This window comes from Thermithiobacillus plumbiphilus (assembly GCF_038070005.1).
GTDB lineage: Bacteria > Pseudomonadota > Gammaproteobacteria > Acidithiobacillales > Thermithiobacillaceae > JBBPCO01.
In genome coordinates this window covers 1-15,935 of sequence record NZ_JBBPCO010000009.1, presented here as the reverse complement: position 1 = coordinate 15,935, position 15,935 = coordinate 1, and the positions used below count along the sequence as shown (strand labels likewise).

The following is a 15,935-nucleotide window of genomic DNA, read 5'->3' as shown; positions in this document are numbered from 1 at the left end:
CTTGCGGTTGCCTACTGAACCGTATTGGCGCAAAAATGTCAAAATGATAAACAGATATACATAATTGCGTTTCATACCAGCCATGCCACGGGTTGCCAGACCATGATTCCAGCACAGCATGATGACGCCTTCGAGCTGATTACCGCCCTGCCGCCCGCCTATCAGGCGGCGCTGCAGGACATGCCCCGTGACACCCTGATCGAGATCGTCATGGATCTTGGGCGGCCACCGCAGGCGCGCTATCCCGGCGAGGCCCTGAACCTGCTCCAAACCCCGGTGACGCATGATGATCTGAACCATGTACTGGCCCTGCTGGGTGAGTTCAGCGCCGACAATCGCGCCGGCATCGAGCGCACCCTGCATCGCATCTCCGCCATCCGCAACCGCAAGCAGCAGGTCATCGGCCTGACCCTGCGGGTGGGCCGCGCCGTGGAAGGCACGGTGGACATGATCCGGGACCTGGTGGAAAGCGGCAAAAGCCTGCTGCTGGTGGGCCGGCCCGGCGTTGGCAAGACCACCAAGCTGCGCGAGATCGCGCGCATCATGGCCGATGAGCTCGGCAAGCGGGTGATGGTGATCGACACCTCCAACGAGATCGCCGGGGATGGCGACATCCCCCACCCCGCCATCGGTAGCGCCCGGCGTATGCAGGTGCCTCACCCGGATCGCCAGCATGCGGTCATGATCGAGGCGGTGGAAAACCACATGCCCGAGGTCATCATCGTCGACGAGATCGGCACCGCCGCCGAGACTGCCGCCGCCCGCACCATTGCCGAGCGCGGCGTGCAACTGGTCGGCACCGCGCACGGCAACACCCTGGAAAACCTGGTGGCCAATCCCACCCTGTCGGATCTGGTCGGTGGCGTCCAGACCGTGACCCTCAGCGACGAGGAAGCGCGGGCGCGCGGCACGCAGAAGACCGTGAGCGAGCGCAAGGGCTCGCCCACCTTCGACAGCGTGGTCGAGATTATCGAACGCGATACCCTGCTGGTGCATCATGATACCGCCAAGGCGGTGGATACCCTGCTGCGCGGTGGCAAACCCGGCGGTGAGCGACGCCAGCAATCGGAATCCGGCGAGATTGAATCCAGCCAGGAACGTCATGCCCTGCCCACAGCCCCGGAAGCCCCATTCCGGCGCATCAAAGGGACTGTACATATTCATCCCTATGCTTTAAGTCGGGACTCGGTGGAGCGCGTCATCCGCGACCTGCGCCTCAATGCCCGCACCGTGATCCAGCCGGAGCAGGCCGATCTGGTACTTGCGCTGAAGGCCCGCGCCGATGATCCGCGTCTGCGCGAACTCGCCGAGCTGCATCACAAGCCCGTACACCTGATCCGCAAGAACACCACCGCCCAGATCCGCCACACTCTGCAGCAGGTATTCCTGTTGATGGACGAGATCGACGAGGACGAGGTGCAGGATGCCGTACGCGAGGCAGAGGCCGCCATCCGCCAGGTACATTATCTGGGCAAGGAGATCGCGTTGGCGCCGCGCCGCCCAGCATTGCGCCGGGTGCAACACCAGATGGTTGCCCGCTATCAGCTCCATGCCGAAAGCACCGGCAGCGAGCCGCGTCGCCACCTGGTGATCTATCCGGATTGAGGCCCTGCGCGGACGACTCATACCAAAGTACCGCGCCATCCTGGCCTCGCCAGCTATAATGAAATAAACACGCAAGCGGAGGTTCTCATGGAGATACTGGAACAGAACGAAGAGGGTGTGACCCTGGCATTCGACCGGACCGAAATGGGAAAGATCGCCGAGCCAATCATTCAGAATGCCGAGGAATTCCGGCGCTATGTGCTGGACCTGGCCTATGTGCTCGCCGATCACAAAGACAGTATGGAACACCCCTTTCACGATCGTACCCATTAAGGAGGGCAGACATGCACATCGTCGAGGAAAGCGAAAACCGGCTGGTCATTCGCCTGGATACCCTGGAAGCCCAGGAAATTGCCAGTGACCTGCTGGACAAGGCCAAATTTGCGGGGGATGCGGCAAAGCAGCTTGGAAACATGCTCAGGGATGCCGGATTTTGCCTGCCAGAGGAAGAAAAACCGCATTTCGAGCACCACAACCCGCTGGATCACTAGGCCCCGCGCAGCATCTAGCCAGCCAGCGCTGAGCCCTCATTTCAGGGCCAGCGCCGGGTCTTTCTCCTTATCCCTCCCAGTCTTTGACTAAAGCCCTGCCGGGACGCAAGATATCATCATGCAGATCGACATCCTTCCGGACTTGGGCAGCGTCAACCCCCAGCAATGGGACGCCCTGAACCCCACCGGCAATCCTTTCCTGCGCCATGCCTTTCTCCACAGCCTGGAGCGCAGCGGCTGCGTCGGCGCCGATAGCGGCTGGCAGCCCTGCCACATCCTGCTGCGCGACGATGCTGGCGAACTGCGTGGGGCCATGCCGCTCTACGCCAAATCCCACAGCTATGGCGAATATGTCTTTGATTGGGCCTGGGCGCGCGCCTATCAGGGCACCGGCCAACACTATTATCCCAAACTGGTCAGCGCCGTCCCCTTCTCGCCGGTTACCGGACCTCGTCTGCTCACCGATGGCGATGAGGCCTCAGCCCGCCTGTTGCTGCAGGCCGCTATCCAACTCGCCGCGGATTACTCCTCCCTGCACGTCCTGTTTCCGGATGCCCCGACCACGGACTGGCTCGCGCAGCAAGATCTGCTGATCCGCGAAGGCCTGCAGTATCACTGGAACAATCGGGAATACCGCGACTTCGATGACTTCCTGAGCCACTTCGCCTCCCGCAAGCGCAAGCAGGTCAAGCGCGAACGGCGCGAGGCCCAGGCCGAAGGCATGCAGATCGAGTGCCTGGAAGGCGCGGATATCCAGCCCGTGCACTGGGACGCCATGTACCGCTTCTATCGCGCCACCATCGACAGCAAAGGGGCGATTCCCTATCTCAACCGGCGTTTCTTTCACATGTTGGGCGAGAGCATGCCCGAAAGTTGCGTGCTGTTTCTGGCCCGTCAGGACGGGGACTACGTGGCTGGCGCCCTGAACCTGCGTGGCCCACAAGGCCTGTATGGCCGCTACTGGGGTAGCCTCGGCGACTTTCCAAATCTGCACTTTGAGCTATGTTATTACCAAGGCATCGAGTACTGCATCAGTCGCGGCCTGTCCCGCTTCGAGGCCGGTGCCCAGGGCGAACACAAGATCGCGCGCGGCTTCCTGCCGGAAAAGACCTACAGTGCCCACTGGCTGGCGCATGCCGGGTTCCGGGATGCCGTGGCCGACTTTCTCACGCGCGAGCGTACCGGCATGGACATGCTGGCCGATGACTTGCGCACCCATGCACCCTTCAGGCAGTGCCCGCCCCCGGAATTCGAAGATCAGTAAACCCTCCGAAATGGCCCTTTGAACTCAGATCACGTCCACCAGCAGCTCCAGCGGATAGCGCCGGCCGGCGGGCTGATTGAAGACACGCGCCCTCCGCCTCCTTTCCACCAGCAGAAAACGTCTCGCTTGTTCGACCACGGCGGCAACCGTCACGTGTGGCGTCCAGATCATGGCGCATGTCCTCCATTGAGCAGGGCCAGTTCATCATCCCGCAGATCCCGGTATTCGCCGGGGGCGAGTTCGCCGAGTGTCAGCGGCCCGAATGCGCTGCGGTGCAGGGCTGACACATGATTGCCCAGGGCCGCGAACATGCGCCGCACCTGATGATAGCGGCCTTCATGCAGGGTCAGCCGGCCGACGCGCGCACCCGTGGGCTGCCATTGTGCCGGCAGACAGGGCTTGTCATCGTCTTCGAGCATGAGCGTGCCCGAACCTATCACCTGCGCCTCGTCACCCCGCAAGGGTTCGGCCAGCGTCACATCATACACGCGGGGCAGATGATATTTCGGCGAGGTCAGACGGTGCAGCAGCAGGCCGTCATCAGTGAGCAGGAGAATGCCGCTGGTGTCCTTGTCCAGCCGGCCCACCGTCGAAATGGCGGGCTTTCTGAGCAACCAGCGTTCCGGAAAAAAGCGATAGATATTGGGAGAATCCCGGTGCGAGCACACATAGCCCAGAGGCTTGTGAAAGAGCACATACAGGCCTTCGGGATGATCCAGCGGCTCGCCGTCCAGCCGCACGGCATCGGGATTCACCTTCTGGGCCGGATTGCGGGCCGGCGCGCCGTCCACCAGCACCCGCTCCTCGCGCAGCAGGTGCTTCACCTCGCTGCGGCTGCAATAACCGAGGCTCGACAGGAGTTGATCCAGGCGGCGCGCGCTCATTTCACCCCCGTCAGGACCTTGAAACCGCTTTCGACCGTCAATCTCTCGTGACGACTGAGCTCCCGCGCCAGCACATCCTCGTAGCTCAGGAACTGGTTGGCCACCATGAACAGTCGTCCGCCGCGCCTGAGGGAGCGACAGGCCGTTTCCACAAAGCTTTTTCCAAGCTGGTAGTCGGTTTCCTTGCCGGCATGGAAAGGCGGATTCAGCAGCACGAAATCGAGGTGCTCGATATGCGTCTCGGCCACGTCCAGCCAGTGATAGCGCAGGTCCACGTCCGAAAAGGCCGCTAGATTCGTCCGCGCGCATGCCAGTGCGCGCGCCTCCGCTTCCACCAGATGCAGGCACTTCACCCCATCCGCCCGACTGAGCAGGGCATGCGCCAGATAGCCGTAATTGCAGCCGAGATCCATGCCCGAACCACTCAGGTTCTCCGGCAGGAATTTCGCCAGCAGTTGTGATCCCTGATCGACTTTCTGCCAGCCATAGATACCAGGCACCGTGACAAAATCGGTACCGGGCACGGTGGTGGGCTCTGCTGCCTTCACCCATTCCGCCGCAAGCGCCGGATCGAACTCTCCACCGGCCTCGGTCCAGAACAGCCGGCTGTGGGCCTTGCTGCGCGCGCCTCTCAATCCAGCCAGCTTGCGCAGCGCCTTTTCATAACTGGGCGCACCCATGTCATTGGCGCAACTGACAATCAGCCGCCCGCCTGGGCGTAGCATCTGCATAGCCTCGACATAACAGGCCAGGCTTTCGCGGCGCTGGCGGGTGGGCACGAATAGCATCACATCGAAAACCCCGCTCAGGGATTCTGATACCGTGAGCCCAAGCGCCTGGAGTGCATTCACATCCGGCTTGAAGGTGCTTTGCAGGCTAAGGCTCTCCACGGCGGGATTGCGCGCAAGCCGCGCCAGATCCGGGTGCGCTCGGGCGCGCAACATGCCTATACGCAGGTTAGAGGGGTCCTCGGGCAGCAGATCGCCGTCTAGGACCTGCTGGAGGAGGAGATTCAGGGCAACATGACTGGAAGATTTTGACATGGGCATAGTGTAGGCAAACCACCAGCCCCGACGCCAGCACCAGAAACCACTCGCGGGCATCAGGGTCGAAGACATCGTGAAACTGGTCGAGGTAGAGGCGTCCTGCGAGATGTACGAACTGCTCAAGCGGCCAGATGAACGGGCCTGAGCGGCCACGGAGGACAAATGGACACCCGCCCTATCCACACCGAAGCAGACTACAAGGCCACTCTCGCCGAGGTTTCGGCCTTGATGGAGTCCGACCCTGATCTGGGTACTCCGCAAGGGGATCGCCTGGACATTCTCGTTACGCTCGTGCAGGCCTATGAAGCCAAGCATTTTCCCAACCCCGCAACGAAAAAGGGCCTGGCCAGAATGGCCAGACCCTTGATGACTGGTGCCGTTGAGAGGAGTCGAACCTCCGACCTACTGATTACGAATCAGTTGCTCTACCAACTGAGCTACAACGGCGCGGCAAGCAGTGTATTCAGATTGGGCGGACTAGGCAAGCGCTGCTTCAGGCCGCCCACGCACCCGGATGACCACATCCACCCGGTCAAGGGCCTTGCCGGCTGGCAAGGGTGGGATCGCCGTCAGGACGAGATCATCGGCCGGGATGTCTTCAAGCAGGCCGCTGTCCACATCATAGAAATGATGGTGCGGCGAGGTGTTGGCATCATAAAACACCTTACCGGGTTCGACGATCACCTCGCGAATCAGACCCTGCTCCGCTAAAAGCCCCAGCGTGTTGTACACCGTGGCCTTGGAGACGACAGGATACTCGGCGTTGACCTTCTGGAGAATGTCGTCCGCAGACAGATGTTGGCATCCCGAAAAGAGCACAAAGGCAACTTCTACCCGCTGACTGGTCGGATTGACGCCTGCAGCTCTCAGGAATTCAACTATATCCTGCTTGGTCCAGGTTTCGTGATTTCGCATGGTTTCACCTAATTGACCCATTCAGTGTACGAGAATTTGCCTTTGCAATCCAGTGGATGCAGGCTGACTACACTGCCTCTGACGCTGGCACGGGCGTTCGGTTCAATGCATAAGGAAGCGGATCGAGCCAGGGCGTCTGCTGCAGCACGAGATCCGCGAGCAGGGCCACGGAGCCCGGCGCCATGACGATGCCATTGCGAAACTGACCGGCACAGACATAAAGGCCCCGGCAATCGGGTGCCTCGCCAATGAAGGGTACGCCCTCTGGCGCGCCGGGCCGCAGACCGGCCCAGTGATGCTCGACTGGAAAATCCTCCAGGCCGGGCGCCAGGGCCAGGGCCTTTTCCCGCAACAGTGATGCCGCCTGCGCAGTGGGAGACTTGTCAAAGCCTACCCATTCCAGCGTGCTGCCTGCCAGAATCCGGCCATCCCGGCGTGGTACGAGATAGTGGCTGTCGGAGAGGACCATCTGGCGCAACCAGCCGGGCTGCGCCCGAAACAGGATCATCTGCCCCCGTACCGGCTCGACGGGCAGGCTGTAACCAAAGCCTTCCATCAGCCTTCCGGTCCAGGCGCCAGCCGTGACGATCACTTTGCCCGCCGCCAGCCGCCCGCTACTGCTGAGTACGCCCCGGACCTGCCCCCCGGTCTGCTCGATGCCATCCACCCGAACCCCGGTGCGAACCGGAATCTGCAGTCTCCGGAGCCTCTCGGCCAGGGCCTTGACCAGACGCGGATTGCGGATCTGTCCGATGGATGGCCACCAGAGCGCCCGTTCCGCGCCCCTGATCGCGGGGGCCAGCGCGGCAAGTGTCGCCCGATCCAGGGCTTGGCTTTCAAGTTGCCAGCGGCGGGCCCAGTCCTCGGCTTCTTCGCCCAGGGCTTGCTCCTCACCGGGCAACATCAACAGACCATTGCGGGTGTATTCGGGATCGATACCGGTATTGGTGGCCAGTTCCTGCGCCAGCTCGGGATAGACTTTCTGGCCATAGGCCGCGAGCCGGTTGACGGCATCGGCATAGCGCCAGGGGAAAAGCGGGCTGATGATGCCACCGCCAGCCCAGGATGCTTCCTTGCCGGGCAGTGATGCCTGATCCAGCACTTCCACCCTGAGTCCTGCCTGATGCAGACGCAAGGCGCTGAGCATGCCGATCACACCGGCACCAATGATCAAGGCATCCGGCACGGATGCTTTGGAGTTAAGCATGTTTGATTCCTAGCGCATTTCGACGCTATAGAGTAAATCGATATTATTGCTCTGCTGCGTGCCGCTTTCCACCTGCAGCTCCCAATTCCTGGTCATTTTATACCTGCCACGCAGGACCGTGGTCTGGCTGAAGAGCGCCTGGCCAATGCTGACATAGATGCGCGGGTTGACATATTTCCCCATGGTGACCATGAACTGATCGAAGCTACCGCCGGTTTCGAGCTCGAACTTGTCCAGGCCAAGCCCGGATTGCAGATTTTTCTGCAGCTTGGCAGCCTCGCCGAGGCTGAGCAGGCCACCGGCGGCGCGTGCCAGCAGACTGCTTTCGCCACCGCCGCCCATGCCGGTCAGGGGTCGGCCCAGGACGATATAGGAGAGCACCTCGGCATCCTGCATGGGCGGCTCAGATACCAGCTCGGTGCGCGGCTTGGGCCAGACACCCGTGATACGGATGCCCGCCAGGATCTCATCGACCTTGCGGGCGACCAGGACATTCAGGCTGGGATTCATGAGAGGACCGGCGAAGGTGATCGTGCCTTCCTGCACCCGCAGATCCTGGCCATATTCAGCATAGCGCCCTTCCAGTACCTTGATGCTGCCATGAGCCTGCGGCTCCTCGCTGCCCTGCATGCTGACCCGCAGCTCGCCGCCCAGGCGCGCGCTTGCCCCCTGGGCCTCGACCCGCACATCATCGCCGAGAATCACTGTCACCAGCAGGTCGATCCGGGAACCAGAACTCGCGGCCTTCTTCTCATCCACATACACCACATCGGAACTGGGGCGCAGACCACCGGGCTGGGTACCGATCACGCGCAGGTAAGGCACACGCACCGTGCCTCGGATCTGGATCTGGTCCCCGGCATTGCCGATCTGCAGATCAGGCGAGACATTCGCTTTCACTTCTGGCAGATCAACGGCGCGGAAATCACGTCCACTGATCTGCAGACGGTAATCGACCGGCTTGAAGCCCTGCAGGTTCACCACTCCCGACCCGGTCAGCATGCCATCGCCAGAGCGGGCCTGGATACCCGATATCTGCAGGGTATCGCCTTGCAGCGTCACGGTCCCGCCGATGTCCGTGACATAGACGCCCGCGCTCGGGACAAAGGCCGCCGCCCCGGTAAGCCGCACCTGCCCGCCCAGCCGGGGATTCTGCCAGGTGCCGCCTATGTCGACATTGCCGCGCAAGTCCCCACGCCCTTCCTGCACCACCCCGGGCATGGCAGCGAGCAGCATGCCCTTCTCGCTGACCCGAAAATCACCCGTCACCCGAAGCGGGCCCGTCGGGAGCATCCTGGGAGGTACCTGCGCCAGCAGGGGCAGTTCGAAACGGGCATTGGCCTGGCCATAGTCCACCAGATTCAGTTGCACGTCACCGCGCACGCTGTTCCCGCTCCAGGTGAAGTTGCTGCGCGCCGTCTCGATCACCGCATCGATCTGCCCCTGGGGTCGGGTGACCCGTAGGCGCCCCTGCCCCAGCGCCACATTGCCCTGCACCTGCAGCTGCTGATTGGCCAGCATACGCCCCTGCACCCCGCCCGATACCTGCCCCTGCACCAGCAGATTCAGCGAGGGCGGAAACCAGATGGGCAGGATGGGTACCTGGCGCATGCGCAGATCGAAGCTGCCGGACAAGGGCTTCAAGCGAATATCTGCGTTCAGGCTCAACTGGCCCGTCCCCTGATTGACCAGCAGGAGATTCGGGACGTTTATCCGGCTCGCGGGATCTAATGTGATGGCGACCGGCTTCGCCAGTTGCCAGGCACCGGTCTGACGGTCCCGCAGATTGAGTTCCTGGAGGCCGAAACGCCAGGGCCCGGCAAGCGACTTGCCCAATTGCCGGGCCTGCATCGCCAGCCCAAGGCTACCCTCGGGCCAGGCAGCACGCATCTGCCAGTCCTGACGCGCCAGGGTGCCAGCCATGTCGGCATTTACTGTGTTGATCCGGTAGGTCTGATTACCGAGGTCACGCAGGGAAAGCGTCAGGGAAACAGGCCCGGTCATGCCATTTTGCATGCGCGCCTGAAAGGCTGCCCGCTGCACCTTCAAGGCACCAAAACCGAGATTGCTGCCCTGCCCCTGCAGCCTGGCCGAAAGCAGCCCCGGTCGAAATTGCACCAGCCCTTCGGCATTCACCCGGCCGGTGGCCCCCTGAGCCAGCCGCCCCAGATCATTGACATTGGCCCTGACGCGCAGGCCCTTTGAAATCCGGCCGCTCGCGGCCAGCTCCACCCCACGGCCGTAAATGCGTGCCTGCTGAATCAGGAGATCCTTGCCCATCCAGCTTGCCCGTACCGCCCCCTGCAGGGGCTGCTGGTGCAGGCGGCTGGGTGCCAGTTCCAGCGCAAGCTGCCCCTGGTCCGCAAAGCCCTTGCCTCCACCCTGCAACAGAAAGGAACCATTGAGGCTGCCGGGCACGGCGGCATTGTAAAGCCCCGGATCGAGGTCCCGAAAACTTGCCTCGACCCGGAAATCCGGCTGCGGTTTGACAGAAACAGACACATCACTGGCCAGCGTTCCACCGAGCACCTGCCCCTTCAAACCCAGGGATTGGAATCCCGAGCTGTCACCTCGAATCGGGCCAGATACTTGCATGTTCTGCCAGTCCTTGCCACGACTGACCGCCTGCAGGCTGCCCTGAAAACCTTCCAGCCAGCCGCGCGCCTTCAGGTGCCAGGCGAGATCCATGCCCTCAAGCTGGGGGGAGAGCTGCGCCAGTTGCCAGTCTGCCCAGCTTTGCATATCGGCAAAGGGCTTGCCCTTGGGAAAGTCCAGTCGACCATTCGCCCAGAGCGGCCCCGGCAGGCCCGACCAGCTCAGCCGGGTCTGCTGCAGACGGATCGCATGGGGGTCAATGGCCCAGTCGCCAGCCAGGGCCCCCAGGGTGCGATCCTGATCGCGCATTACCAGATGAATGGGACCGGCCAGGGCCTCGGCATCCCGCTGGCGCCAGTCCACGGACCAGTAAACTTCATTGACAGCCTGGGATTTCGCCGCCAGCCAGCGTCCCTGGGTTTCGAGCAGGGGCTCTTTCAGACCGGCTCTCAATCGGCCCTGAATGCGCCCGAACTGATCCTGCATCCGCAGATCACTGACCTGCAGTACGCCATTGCGCATGCGAGCCTGCGCATCCAGACCAGCCAAGTGATAGACCGGCTTGCCCGCCTTGCTGTAGTTCAGGTCCTCCAGATGAAGCCGGTCAATGTTTGCACTGCGGTTCACCAGCCATCCAGGCAGCTCCGGCACCCGAAAGGTGGGCGGCTCCTCTGTTGCCGGGCGATTGTCCTCGATCCGCACCCCGCGGGCGGTCAGGGAATTGATATCCGCGCGCCCGTAAAGCAGGGGCCAGGCATTCCAGGAAATCGCCAGGTGATCGGCCTTCAGCGACAGGCCCTTGCCCTGGAAATTCAGCTCATCGAGCTGCAGCCCCTTTGAGAGACTGCCCTCGACCCTGCCCACCGCCAGCGGTGCCCGCTGCGTGACCTGCCCCAGGATCCAGCGCGCGCCCTGCGGCGTGTACCAGAGCCAGTACAGCCCACTCAGCAGCGCCCCGAGCAGGACAAGCAGGATAATCCAGTAGACTGCAAAGCGCTTCACCATGTCGCGCCCGCCGAGAAATGAATGCGAAAGTCCCGCGCTGTCGGATCACCGACCGGGTGCGCCACATCCAGCCGGATCGGCCCAACCGGCGAATAGACCCGGGCACCGATGCCGACACTTTGCAGCACATTGAATTCAGCCAGATTGTCGAAGGCGTTGCCGGCATCATAAAAGAGCACCGCCCCGAACAGGGAGCCGATATCCCGCTGCAACTCCATGCTACCCGTCAGCAAATGACGCCCGCCGATCACCGCGCCACTGGCATCCCGCGGTCCCTGGGACTGGTAATCGTAGCCACGCACGCTGCGGTCGCCACCTGCAAAGAAGCGCAACGAGGGCGGCAAGGCAAGAATCGTGGCATTGTGCTGCCAGGTCGCGCCGACATTGGTCCGCAGAGCCACCCGCGTGGCATTATTGAAGGGCAGCCAGGTCTCGCCGCGTCCCGAGAACTGTATGAAATCCGCATCGGACCCCCAGGCCGTGGCACTGGTGTTCAGGGTGCCATCGAACTGATATCCCCGCCGTGGCCGCAGCGGGTCCTGAATGTTCTGCTTGCGCGCCCGCAAGGCCGGCAGGATCAGGATGGAGTGCCCGCGTTGCAGTCCAAGCTGGAAGATTTCATTGCGATAGGTCAGCGAAGCCGTACCGATCACCCCATTGCCCAGATGCCTGGTACGCTCCGCTCCCAGATTGAAGAAGCGCGTGGTATAGGTATCGACGGATTCGCGTTGCAGGCTGGAATAAACCGCCGTCTGGGCATGCAGGTCCTGATAGCTTGGCCACACGAAACGGCCAGCAAAGCCCTGGCGCATCTGCGCGACATCCGCCTGCAGATACAGCTCATTGGCCGAATGCCGGAAATTGACATCCTCGTAGCGCGCAGTCAGCCGGCCGCCGGTATCCGTGCCATAGCCCACGCCACTCTTGAAACGCTTGGGCTTCAAGGGCACCAGATTAACCTGGACAGGCACCACATTATCCCTCGCCGCCTCCCTGTCCGGCAGGACGTTGGCACTTCCAAAGCGATTGGCACCGAGAAAGTTGTACTGGGTCTGGCTGAGCTTGTCGTAAGAGAAGACATCACCCGGTTCATACGCCACGTAACGCCCCAGGAAGTCCTCGGGATAGGTCCCGGCGCCATTGAATTGAGTCTCACCGAACACAAAGCGGGGCCCGGTCTGCAGGGAAAGATTGATTTCGGCGACATTCTTCCCGCGGTCGAGCAGGATCTCGTGGCGCGAGAAATCGGCATCGATGTAGCCCTCATTCTGGGCAGCCGAGAGCCATTGGGCCTTAGCCTTCTCATAGACATCCTGCCGTAGCGGTTCGCCGGGCTTGAGGGGGAACTCGCTTCGCGGCGCATTGACGGCGGGCAGATCGGCGCCCGGCCCATTCACGTCAAGAGAAACCCTGGTCACCTGAACCCTGGGTCCGGGCTTGATTGTATAGTGGAATATGTAGCGGTTTTCATTGACGAATTCCATGCGCCACTGGAATTCAGGGTGATAATAGCCAAACACCTGCAGCGCATTGTTCAGGCGGCTTTCCGCCAACAAACGGGTATTGGCCAGATCCTGCGTGACGTCCTTGATCTGCACCGGCACCATCACCGATTCCAGACCACTCCGCAGATCCTCCGGCAAACCCGCGCCCGCCACATCGAAACGGACTTCCACGGCCTGGGCCCCGGCCGCGAACATCACGGCGCACAGGCCCGCAAGCCAGCGCAGGCCCGATATAGGCGCACCATCAGCACGCACCATCCGGATCACGGCATCCCCTTTTGCTTTCCCAACTTGACGTCTGCCTGGTCTTATTCTAATTGATTGATAACCTTCCGAACGCGGAGAACGACAAGGCAGCAGGGTCAGGCCCTGAAAACTGCCGGCTCCCATAACGATAAGCGGTTCGCCATGAAGGAGCACCCAGTCTTTCACAAAGCTCACCAGTCATCCAGCGGCTTTCGCCCGATGATTCGCATTGCCGTACCTGCCACCCGGGGCTTCACCCTGGTGGAGATGGCCATCACGCTCGCCGTGGGCGGCATCCTGCTCGCGCTCGCCCTGCCAAGCTTCACCGAATCTCGCGCCAACGGCAAGATCCGCGCCGCCGCCGCGCAACTGCAGCAGGACCTGCAGTGGGCACGCGCGGAGGCGATCAAGCGGAATGCGAGAGTCCAGCTCAACACTTCGGCCTCAGGCACGCCTTCGTCTACCTGCGACTGGAGGGTGCGATGGACCAATCCAGCCACGGGAAACGTCGAGATCCTCAAGCAGATCAGTGCCGATGAGTTCGCCCAACATTATGCCAACCTGGTCTGTACCGCCAACCAGCCAACGATTTCATTCGACACGCTAGGTGGTGCGAGTGCCGGGGTCGAATATAGCTTTTCACTCGCAGACCCGAATACCACCAAGCGTACCTGGCTGGTCACCGTCGGCATGGGCGGACGCATTGTTTCGCAAATCCTCCCCGGGACCTGAAGCATGGATAAGAGATTGGCTGGACAGCAAACAGGATTCACCCTGATCGAAGTCATGATCGCCATGGCCATTTTTGCTTTCGGGCTACTGGCGCTGGCAGCACTGCAAATTGCAGCCCTGAAGCTCAATAGTGACAGCCAGTATGTCACCCAGGCCAACCTGCTCGCCAACGAAATGGTCGGCATGATGTGGGGCTCCCCCACGGCAGCCGGTGTATCGGCATATGACGGCTTAGACACACAGAACGCGACCGCCATGCCCAGCACCGGCATGGCAGCCAGCAATGCCTTGGTCTGGAAGGCGGATATCGAAAGCCAACTACCGGGAGGGCGGGGCCAGGTAAATGTCGATGGCACGAATGTGACGATCACGCTTTCCTGGCAGGGCCGCGCAGGGCTGCGGACCTATCCCCTGGCCACCCAGATCGGGTACTGACCATCATGACTACTCCGGCATTGCATAATAATCACCAGCAAGGCTTCACAATCGTTGAATTAATGGTGGCGCTGGTCATATCCCTGCTTGCATCCATAGGTATCTATAGCGTTTTCAGCCAATCCGAAGCCCAGCAACGCCGCACGGCGGAAACCCAGGATATGTGGCAACAGGCGCGTATTGCCATGACCATGATCGAGCGCGATGTGCGCATGGCGGGATACGGGTTGGCTGGAAACGCAAATTGCACTGTCAGTGCTTACAATAAGCCGAAATATTACGATTTTAACATGGGTCCAATAGAGTCGATGGCGCCAGCTCCTAGTTCACCGCTGACTAGCCCTGACAACAGCGACAGCCTTACCGTGCTCTACAGCAGCTCCAGTAGTGCAGGGCTGCCACCAACACAACTACGCAGCGACATGCCAAACTCGTCGGCAGAACTGAATGTCACCAGAACTGAGGGTTTCCAGGAAAACGATCTGGTACTGATAGACCAACCATCCCTGAGCCCGCGAACCTGCGTACTGGTACAAATCACGGCAGTGCAAGATTCCGCATTAAAACTTCAGCACCAATCCGGAACTTCAAACAGGAATCCACCAGGCGGACACAATACTCCGCCATTCCCGGAAAACGGCTATGCAGCAGCTCAGGGCGTGAATCTTTATAACATGGGTAACTTGGTAAACAGGCGCTATAACATCAGTACCAGTTCGGAAGTCAGTGGCCACACTGATCCAGCGCCAACCCTCATGGTGACGGACGTCAACACCAACATCAGCACGCCCGTCGCACGCGGCATTGTCCTGCTATTAGTGGTCTACGGGCTCGACAGCAATGATGATGGAAATGTAGATTCCTACGCCCGTCCAAACTCCGCTTCCTGGTTCGACAGCAATGCAAGCCTGATAAGAACCGCGCGCGTTATTCTGCTGGCAAGATCAAGCCTCCCGGACAAAGGACAGGTAAGCCCATCCAGCATCACCTTAATCCCGGCCGCATCCTCAACAGGCGCCGTGACTTACAGCGTGCCCGCCGATGAGCGACAATACCGGTACCAACTGTTTAGCACTGAAATCCCGCTACGAAACCCTATTCTGGCGAATTAAAATGACAGCTTTCCCTGTTAAATCCATGCATCACCGAGAGCAGGGTGCAGCCCTGCTGGTCGCCATGATCGTGTTACTGGCACTCTCATTGGCAGGCATTGCCGCGATGTACATGGCGCGCTCCGACACGGAAATCGCCGGCAATCTGCGGTTTCGCGAGATAGCCCTCAACCAGGCCGAGGCGGGCTTGCGTGCTGGTGGTACTTGGTTGTTGAACCAGACCACGGCCCCTACAGGGAGCACGATCAGCGGGTTCTATGACAGGGACAACCTGCCCCGAGACAGCAATGGCGGCCTCACAATTGACTGGAACTTGAGCAGCAATTATTTCATTACCACTGCCAACGGTCAGACGGTCAAATACATCATAGAAGATCTTGGGATTTCTGATGCCGCTAGTGGCAACAGCGTTGCCGTGGGCAGTGAATATGGTGGGGGAGTAAAGGGTACAGGCGCGCTATCTCAAAATTATTATCGCGTAACCAGCCGTGTGGAGGGGCCACGGAATACCGTGGTAGTGCTGGAAGCCATTTACGCTATGAACTTCTAAGGGGAATCAGAATGACTGGCAGACTGCTTCGGAAGCTGCGCCGCATCACCGCCATGGCGCTCATCGCCGCATTGAGCTGGTCCGTACCTATACCCAATGCACAAGCCGCAACCGACCTGACCAATACCCCCCTATTCCTACCCGCCGCTGCGGCAGAACCCAATGTCATGCTGCTTGTAGACAATTCTGGTAGCATGAACAACATCATCTGGTCGAACGATTATTACAACTCCACTATTTATCCCGATTGGAGCAACGAAGAATGGTCCTCAGGCAATGGCAATGTTTTTTTGAACGACATACCGGGCGGAAGCTGCTCCAGTGGTTACAAGGAAGGAATTAG

17 protein-coding genes and 1 tRNA gene are annotated in these 15,935 nt (G+C 60.9%); 10 read left to right on the top strand and 8 right to left on the bottom strand.

From position 1 onward, the window contains the following. Positions 1-102 precede the first annotated feature (102 nt). The 4 genes from WOB96_RS09650 to WOB96_RS09635 all read left to right on the top strand — a co-directional run bounded on the left by WOB96_RS09650 (position 103) and on the right by WOB96_RS09635 (position 3,360). Positions 103-1,605, top strand: a complete 1,503-nt coding sequence (locus tag WOB96_RS09650) for a R3H domain-containing nucleic acid-binding protein (protein WP_341371088.1) — start codon at positions 103-105, stop codon at positions 1,603-1,605. A gap of 87 nt (positions 1,606-1,692) precedes the next feature. Next, entirely contained in the window at positions 1,693-1,878 is a 186-nt protein-coding gene (locus WOB96_RS09645; RefSeq protein ID WP_341371087.1) for a hypothetical protein, read from the top strand. A gap of 11 nt (positions 1,879-1,889) precedes the next feature. Continuing rightward, the gene (locus WOB96_RS09640) at positions 1,890-2,096 is read left to right on the top strand and encodes a hypothetical protein (RefSeq protein ID WP_341371086.1); all 207 of its coding nucleotides are present in this window, start codon (positions 1,890-1,892) and stop codon (positions 2,094-2,096) included. 118 nt (positions 2,097-2,214) lie between these two features. Then, complete coding sequence (locus tag WOB96_RS09635; RefSeq protein ID WP_341371085.1) at positions 2,215-3,360, top strand: GNAT family N-acetyltransferase; 1,146 nt, start codon at positions 2,215-2,217, stop codon at positions 3,358-3,360. Between the two features lie 24 nt (positions 3,361-3,384). Here WOB96_RS09635 and WOB96_RS09630 read toward each other — a convergent pair whose 3' ends face one another. Genes WOB96_RS09630 through WOB96_RS09620 form a run of 3 tightly spaced genes read right to left on the bottom strand, consistent with a single transcriptional unit; the run spans position 3,385 to position 5,287 of the window. After that, the gene (locus WOB96_RS09630; RefSeq protein WP_341371084.1) at positions 3,385-3,531 is read right to left on the bottom strand and encodes an NUDIX hydrolase; all 147 of its coding nucleotides are present in this window, start codon (positions 3,529-3,531) and stop codon (positions 3,385-3,387) included. Beyond that, positions 3,528-4,244, bottom strand: a complete 717-nt coding sequence (locus tag WOB96_RS09625) for a pseudouridine synthase (RefSeq protein WP_341371083.1) — start codon at positions 4,242-4,244, stop codon at positions 3,528-3,530. Before WOB96_RS09625 ends, WOB96_RS09630 begins: the two co-directional genes overlap by 4 nt. Continuing rightward, positions 4,241-5,287: a class I SAM-dependent methyltransferase gene (locus tag WOB96_RS09620; RefSeq protein ID WP_341371082.1), complete on the bottom strand. Its 1,047-nt coding sequence runs from the start codon at positions 5,285-5,287 to the stop codon at positions 4,241-4,243. The genes WOB96_RS09625 and WOB96_RS09620 overlap by 4 nt, the downstream gene beginning before the upstream one ends. Positions 5,288-5,345: 58 nt before the next feature. Between WOB96_RS09620 and WOB96_RS14500 the strand changes: the two genes are divergently transcribed. Continuing rightward, positions 5,346-5,435, top strand: a complete 90-nt coding sequence (locus WOB96_RS14500; protein WP_423229737.1) for a GTP cyclohydrolase, FolE2/MptA family — start codon at positions 5,346-5,348, stop codon at positions 5,433-5,435. Between the two features lie 226 nt (positions 5,436-5,661). On the opposite strand, the gene WOB96_RS09615 is transcribed toward WOB96_RS14500, so the two are convergent. From WOB96_RS09615 to WOB96_RS09595, 5 genes are all read right to left on the bottom strand, one after another. Then, positions 5,662-5,737: transfer RNA gene (locus WOB96_RS09615), tRNA-Thr, on the bottom strand. A 30-nt stretch (positions 5,738-5,767) separates the two neighbouring features. After that, the gene (locus WOB96_RS09610) at positions 5,768-6,205 is read right to left on the bottom strand and encodes a Fur family transcriptional regulator (protein WP_341371081.1); all 438 of its coding nucleotides are present in this window, start codon (positions 6,203-6,205) and stop codon (positions 5,768-5,770) included. 67 nt (positions 6,206-6,272) lie between these two features. Continuing rightward, positions 6,273-7,412, bottom strand: coding sequence for a glycine oxidase ThiO (gene thiO / locus WOB96_RS09605; protein WP_341371080.1), 1,140 nt, complete (start codon positions 7,410-7,412; stop codon positions 6,273-6,275). Between the two features lie 9 nt (positions 7,413-7,421). Then, a complete protein-coding gene (locus tag WOB96_RS09600) occupies positions 7,422-11,012 on the bottom strand; it encodes a translocation/assembly module TamB domain-containing protein (protein ID WP_341371079.1) in 3,591 nt (1,196 codons plus the stop codon). Next, positions 11,006-12,775: an autotransporter assembly complex protein TamA gene (locus WOB96_RS09595; protein WP_341371211.1), complete on the bottom strand. Its 1,770-nt coding sequence runs from the start codon at positions 12,773-12,775 to the stop codon at positions 11,006-11,008. The genes WOB96_RS09600 and WOB96_RS09595 overlap by 7 nt, the downstream gene beginning before the upstream one ends. A gap of 150 nt (positions 12,776-12,925) precedes the next feature. On the opposite strand from WOB96_RS09595, the gene WOB96_RS09590 reads away from it, so the two are divergent. From WOB96_RS09590 to WOB96_RS09570, 5 genes are all read left to right on the top strand, one after another. After that, positions 12,926-13,495, top strand: a complete 570-nt coding sequence (locus tag WOB96_RS09590; RefSeq protein WP_341371078.1) for a GspH/FimT family pseudopilin — start codon at positions 12,926-12,928, stop codon at positions 13,493-13,495. Between the two features lie 3 nt (positions 13,496-13,498). Continuing rightward, positions 13,499-13,930, top strand: coding sequence for a type IV pilus modification protein PilV (pilV, locus tag WOB96_RS09585; protein WP_341371077.1), 432 nt, complete (start codon positions 13,499-13,501; stop codon positions 13,928-13,930). 5 nt (positions 13,931-13,935) lie between these two features. Further along, positions 13,936-15,042, top strand: coding sequence for a PilW family protein (locus WOB96_RS09580; protein WP_341371076.1), 1,107 nt, complete (start codon positions 13,936-13,938; stop codon positions 15,040-15,042). Then, entirely contained in the window at positions 14,972-15,592 is a 621-nt protein-coding gene (locus WOB96_RS09575; RefSeq protein WP_341371075.1) for a pilus assembly PilX family protein, read from the top strand. Before WOB96_RS09580 ends, WOB96_RS09575 begins: the two co-directional genes overlap by 71 nt. 11 nt (positions 15,593-15,603) lie before the next feature. Further along, positions 15,604-15,935: hypothetical protein (locus WOB96_RS09570; RefSeq protein WP_341371074.1), on the top strand; the 332-nt coding region annotated here is incomplete at its 3' end.

Coding starts and splice junctions, on each gene's coding strand:
- WOB96_RS09635 (WP_341371085.1), top strand. CDS start 2,215: ATGCAGATCGACATCCTTCCGGACTTGGGCAGCGTCAACCCCCAGCAA.
- WOB96_RS09600 (WP_341371079.1), bottom strand. CDS start 11,012: ATGGTGAAGCGCTTTGCAGTCTACTGGATTATCCTGCTTGTCCTGCTC.
- WOB96_RS09620 (WP_341371082.1), bottom strand. CDS start 5,287: ATGTCAAAATCTTCCAGTCATGTTGCCCTGAATCTCCTCCTCCAGCAG.
- WOB96_RS09625 (WP_341371083.1), bottom strand. CDS start 4,244: ATGAGCGCGCGCCGCCTGGATCAACTCCTGTCGAGCCTCGGTTATTGC.
- pilV (WP_341371077.1), top strand. CDS start 13,499: ATGGATAAGAGATTGGCTGGACAGCAAACAGGATTCACCCTGATCGAA.
- WOB96_RS09640 (WP_341371086.1), top strand. CDS start 1,890: ATGCACATCGTCGAGGAAAGCGAAAACCGGCTGGTCATTCGCCTGGAT.
- WOB96_RS09595 (WP_341371211.1), bottom strand. CDS start 12,775: ATGGTGCGTGCTGATGGTGCGCCTATATCGGGCCTGCGCTGGCTTGCG.
- thiO (WP_341371080.1), bottom strand. CDS start 7,412: ATGCTTAACTCCAAAGCATCCGTGCCGGATGCCTTGATCATTGGTGCC.
- WOB96_RS09645 (WP_341371087.1), top strand. CDS start 1,693: ATGGAGATACTGGAACAGAACGAAGAGGGTGTGACCCTGGCATTCGAC.
- WOB96_RS09650 (WP_341371088.1), top strand. CDS start 103: ATGATTCCAGCACAGCATGATGACGCCTTCGAGCTGATTACCGCCCTG.
- WOB96_RS09580 (WP_341371076.1), top strand. CDS start 13,936: ATGACTACTCCGGCATTGCATAATAATCACCAGCAAGGCTTCACAATC.
- WOB96_RS09630 (WP_341371084.1), bottom strand. CDS start 3,531: ATGATCTGGACGCCACACGTGACGGTTGCCGCCGTGGTCGAACAAGCG.
- WOB96_RS09575 (WP_341371075.1), top strand. CDS start 14,972: ATGAGCGACAATACCGGTACCAACTGTTTAGCACTGAAATCCCGCTAC.
- WOB96_RS09590 (WP_341371078.1), top strand. CDS start 12,926: ATGAAGGAGCACCCAGTCTTTCACAAAGCTCACCAGTCATCCAGCGGC.
- WOB96_RS09610 (WP_341371081.1), bottom strand. CDS start 6,205: ATGCGAAATCACGAAACCTGGACCAAGCAGGATATAGTTGAATTCCTG.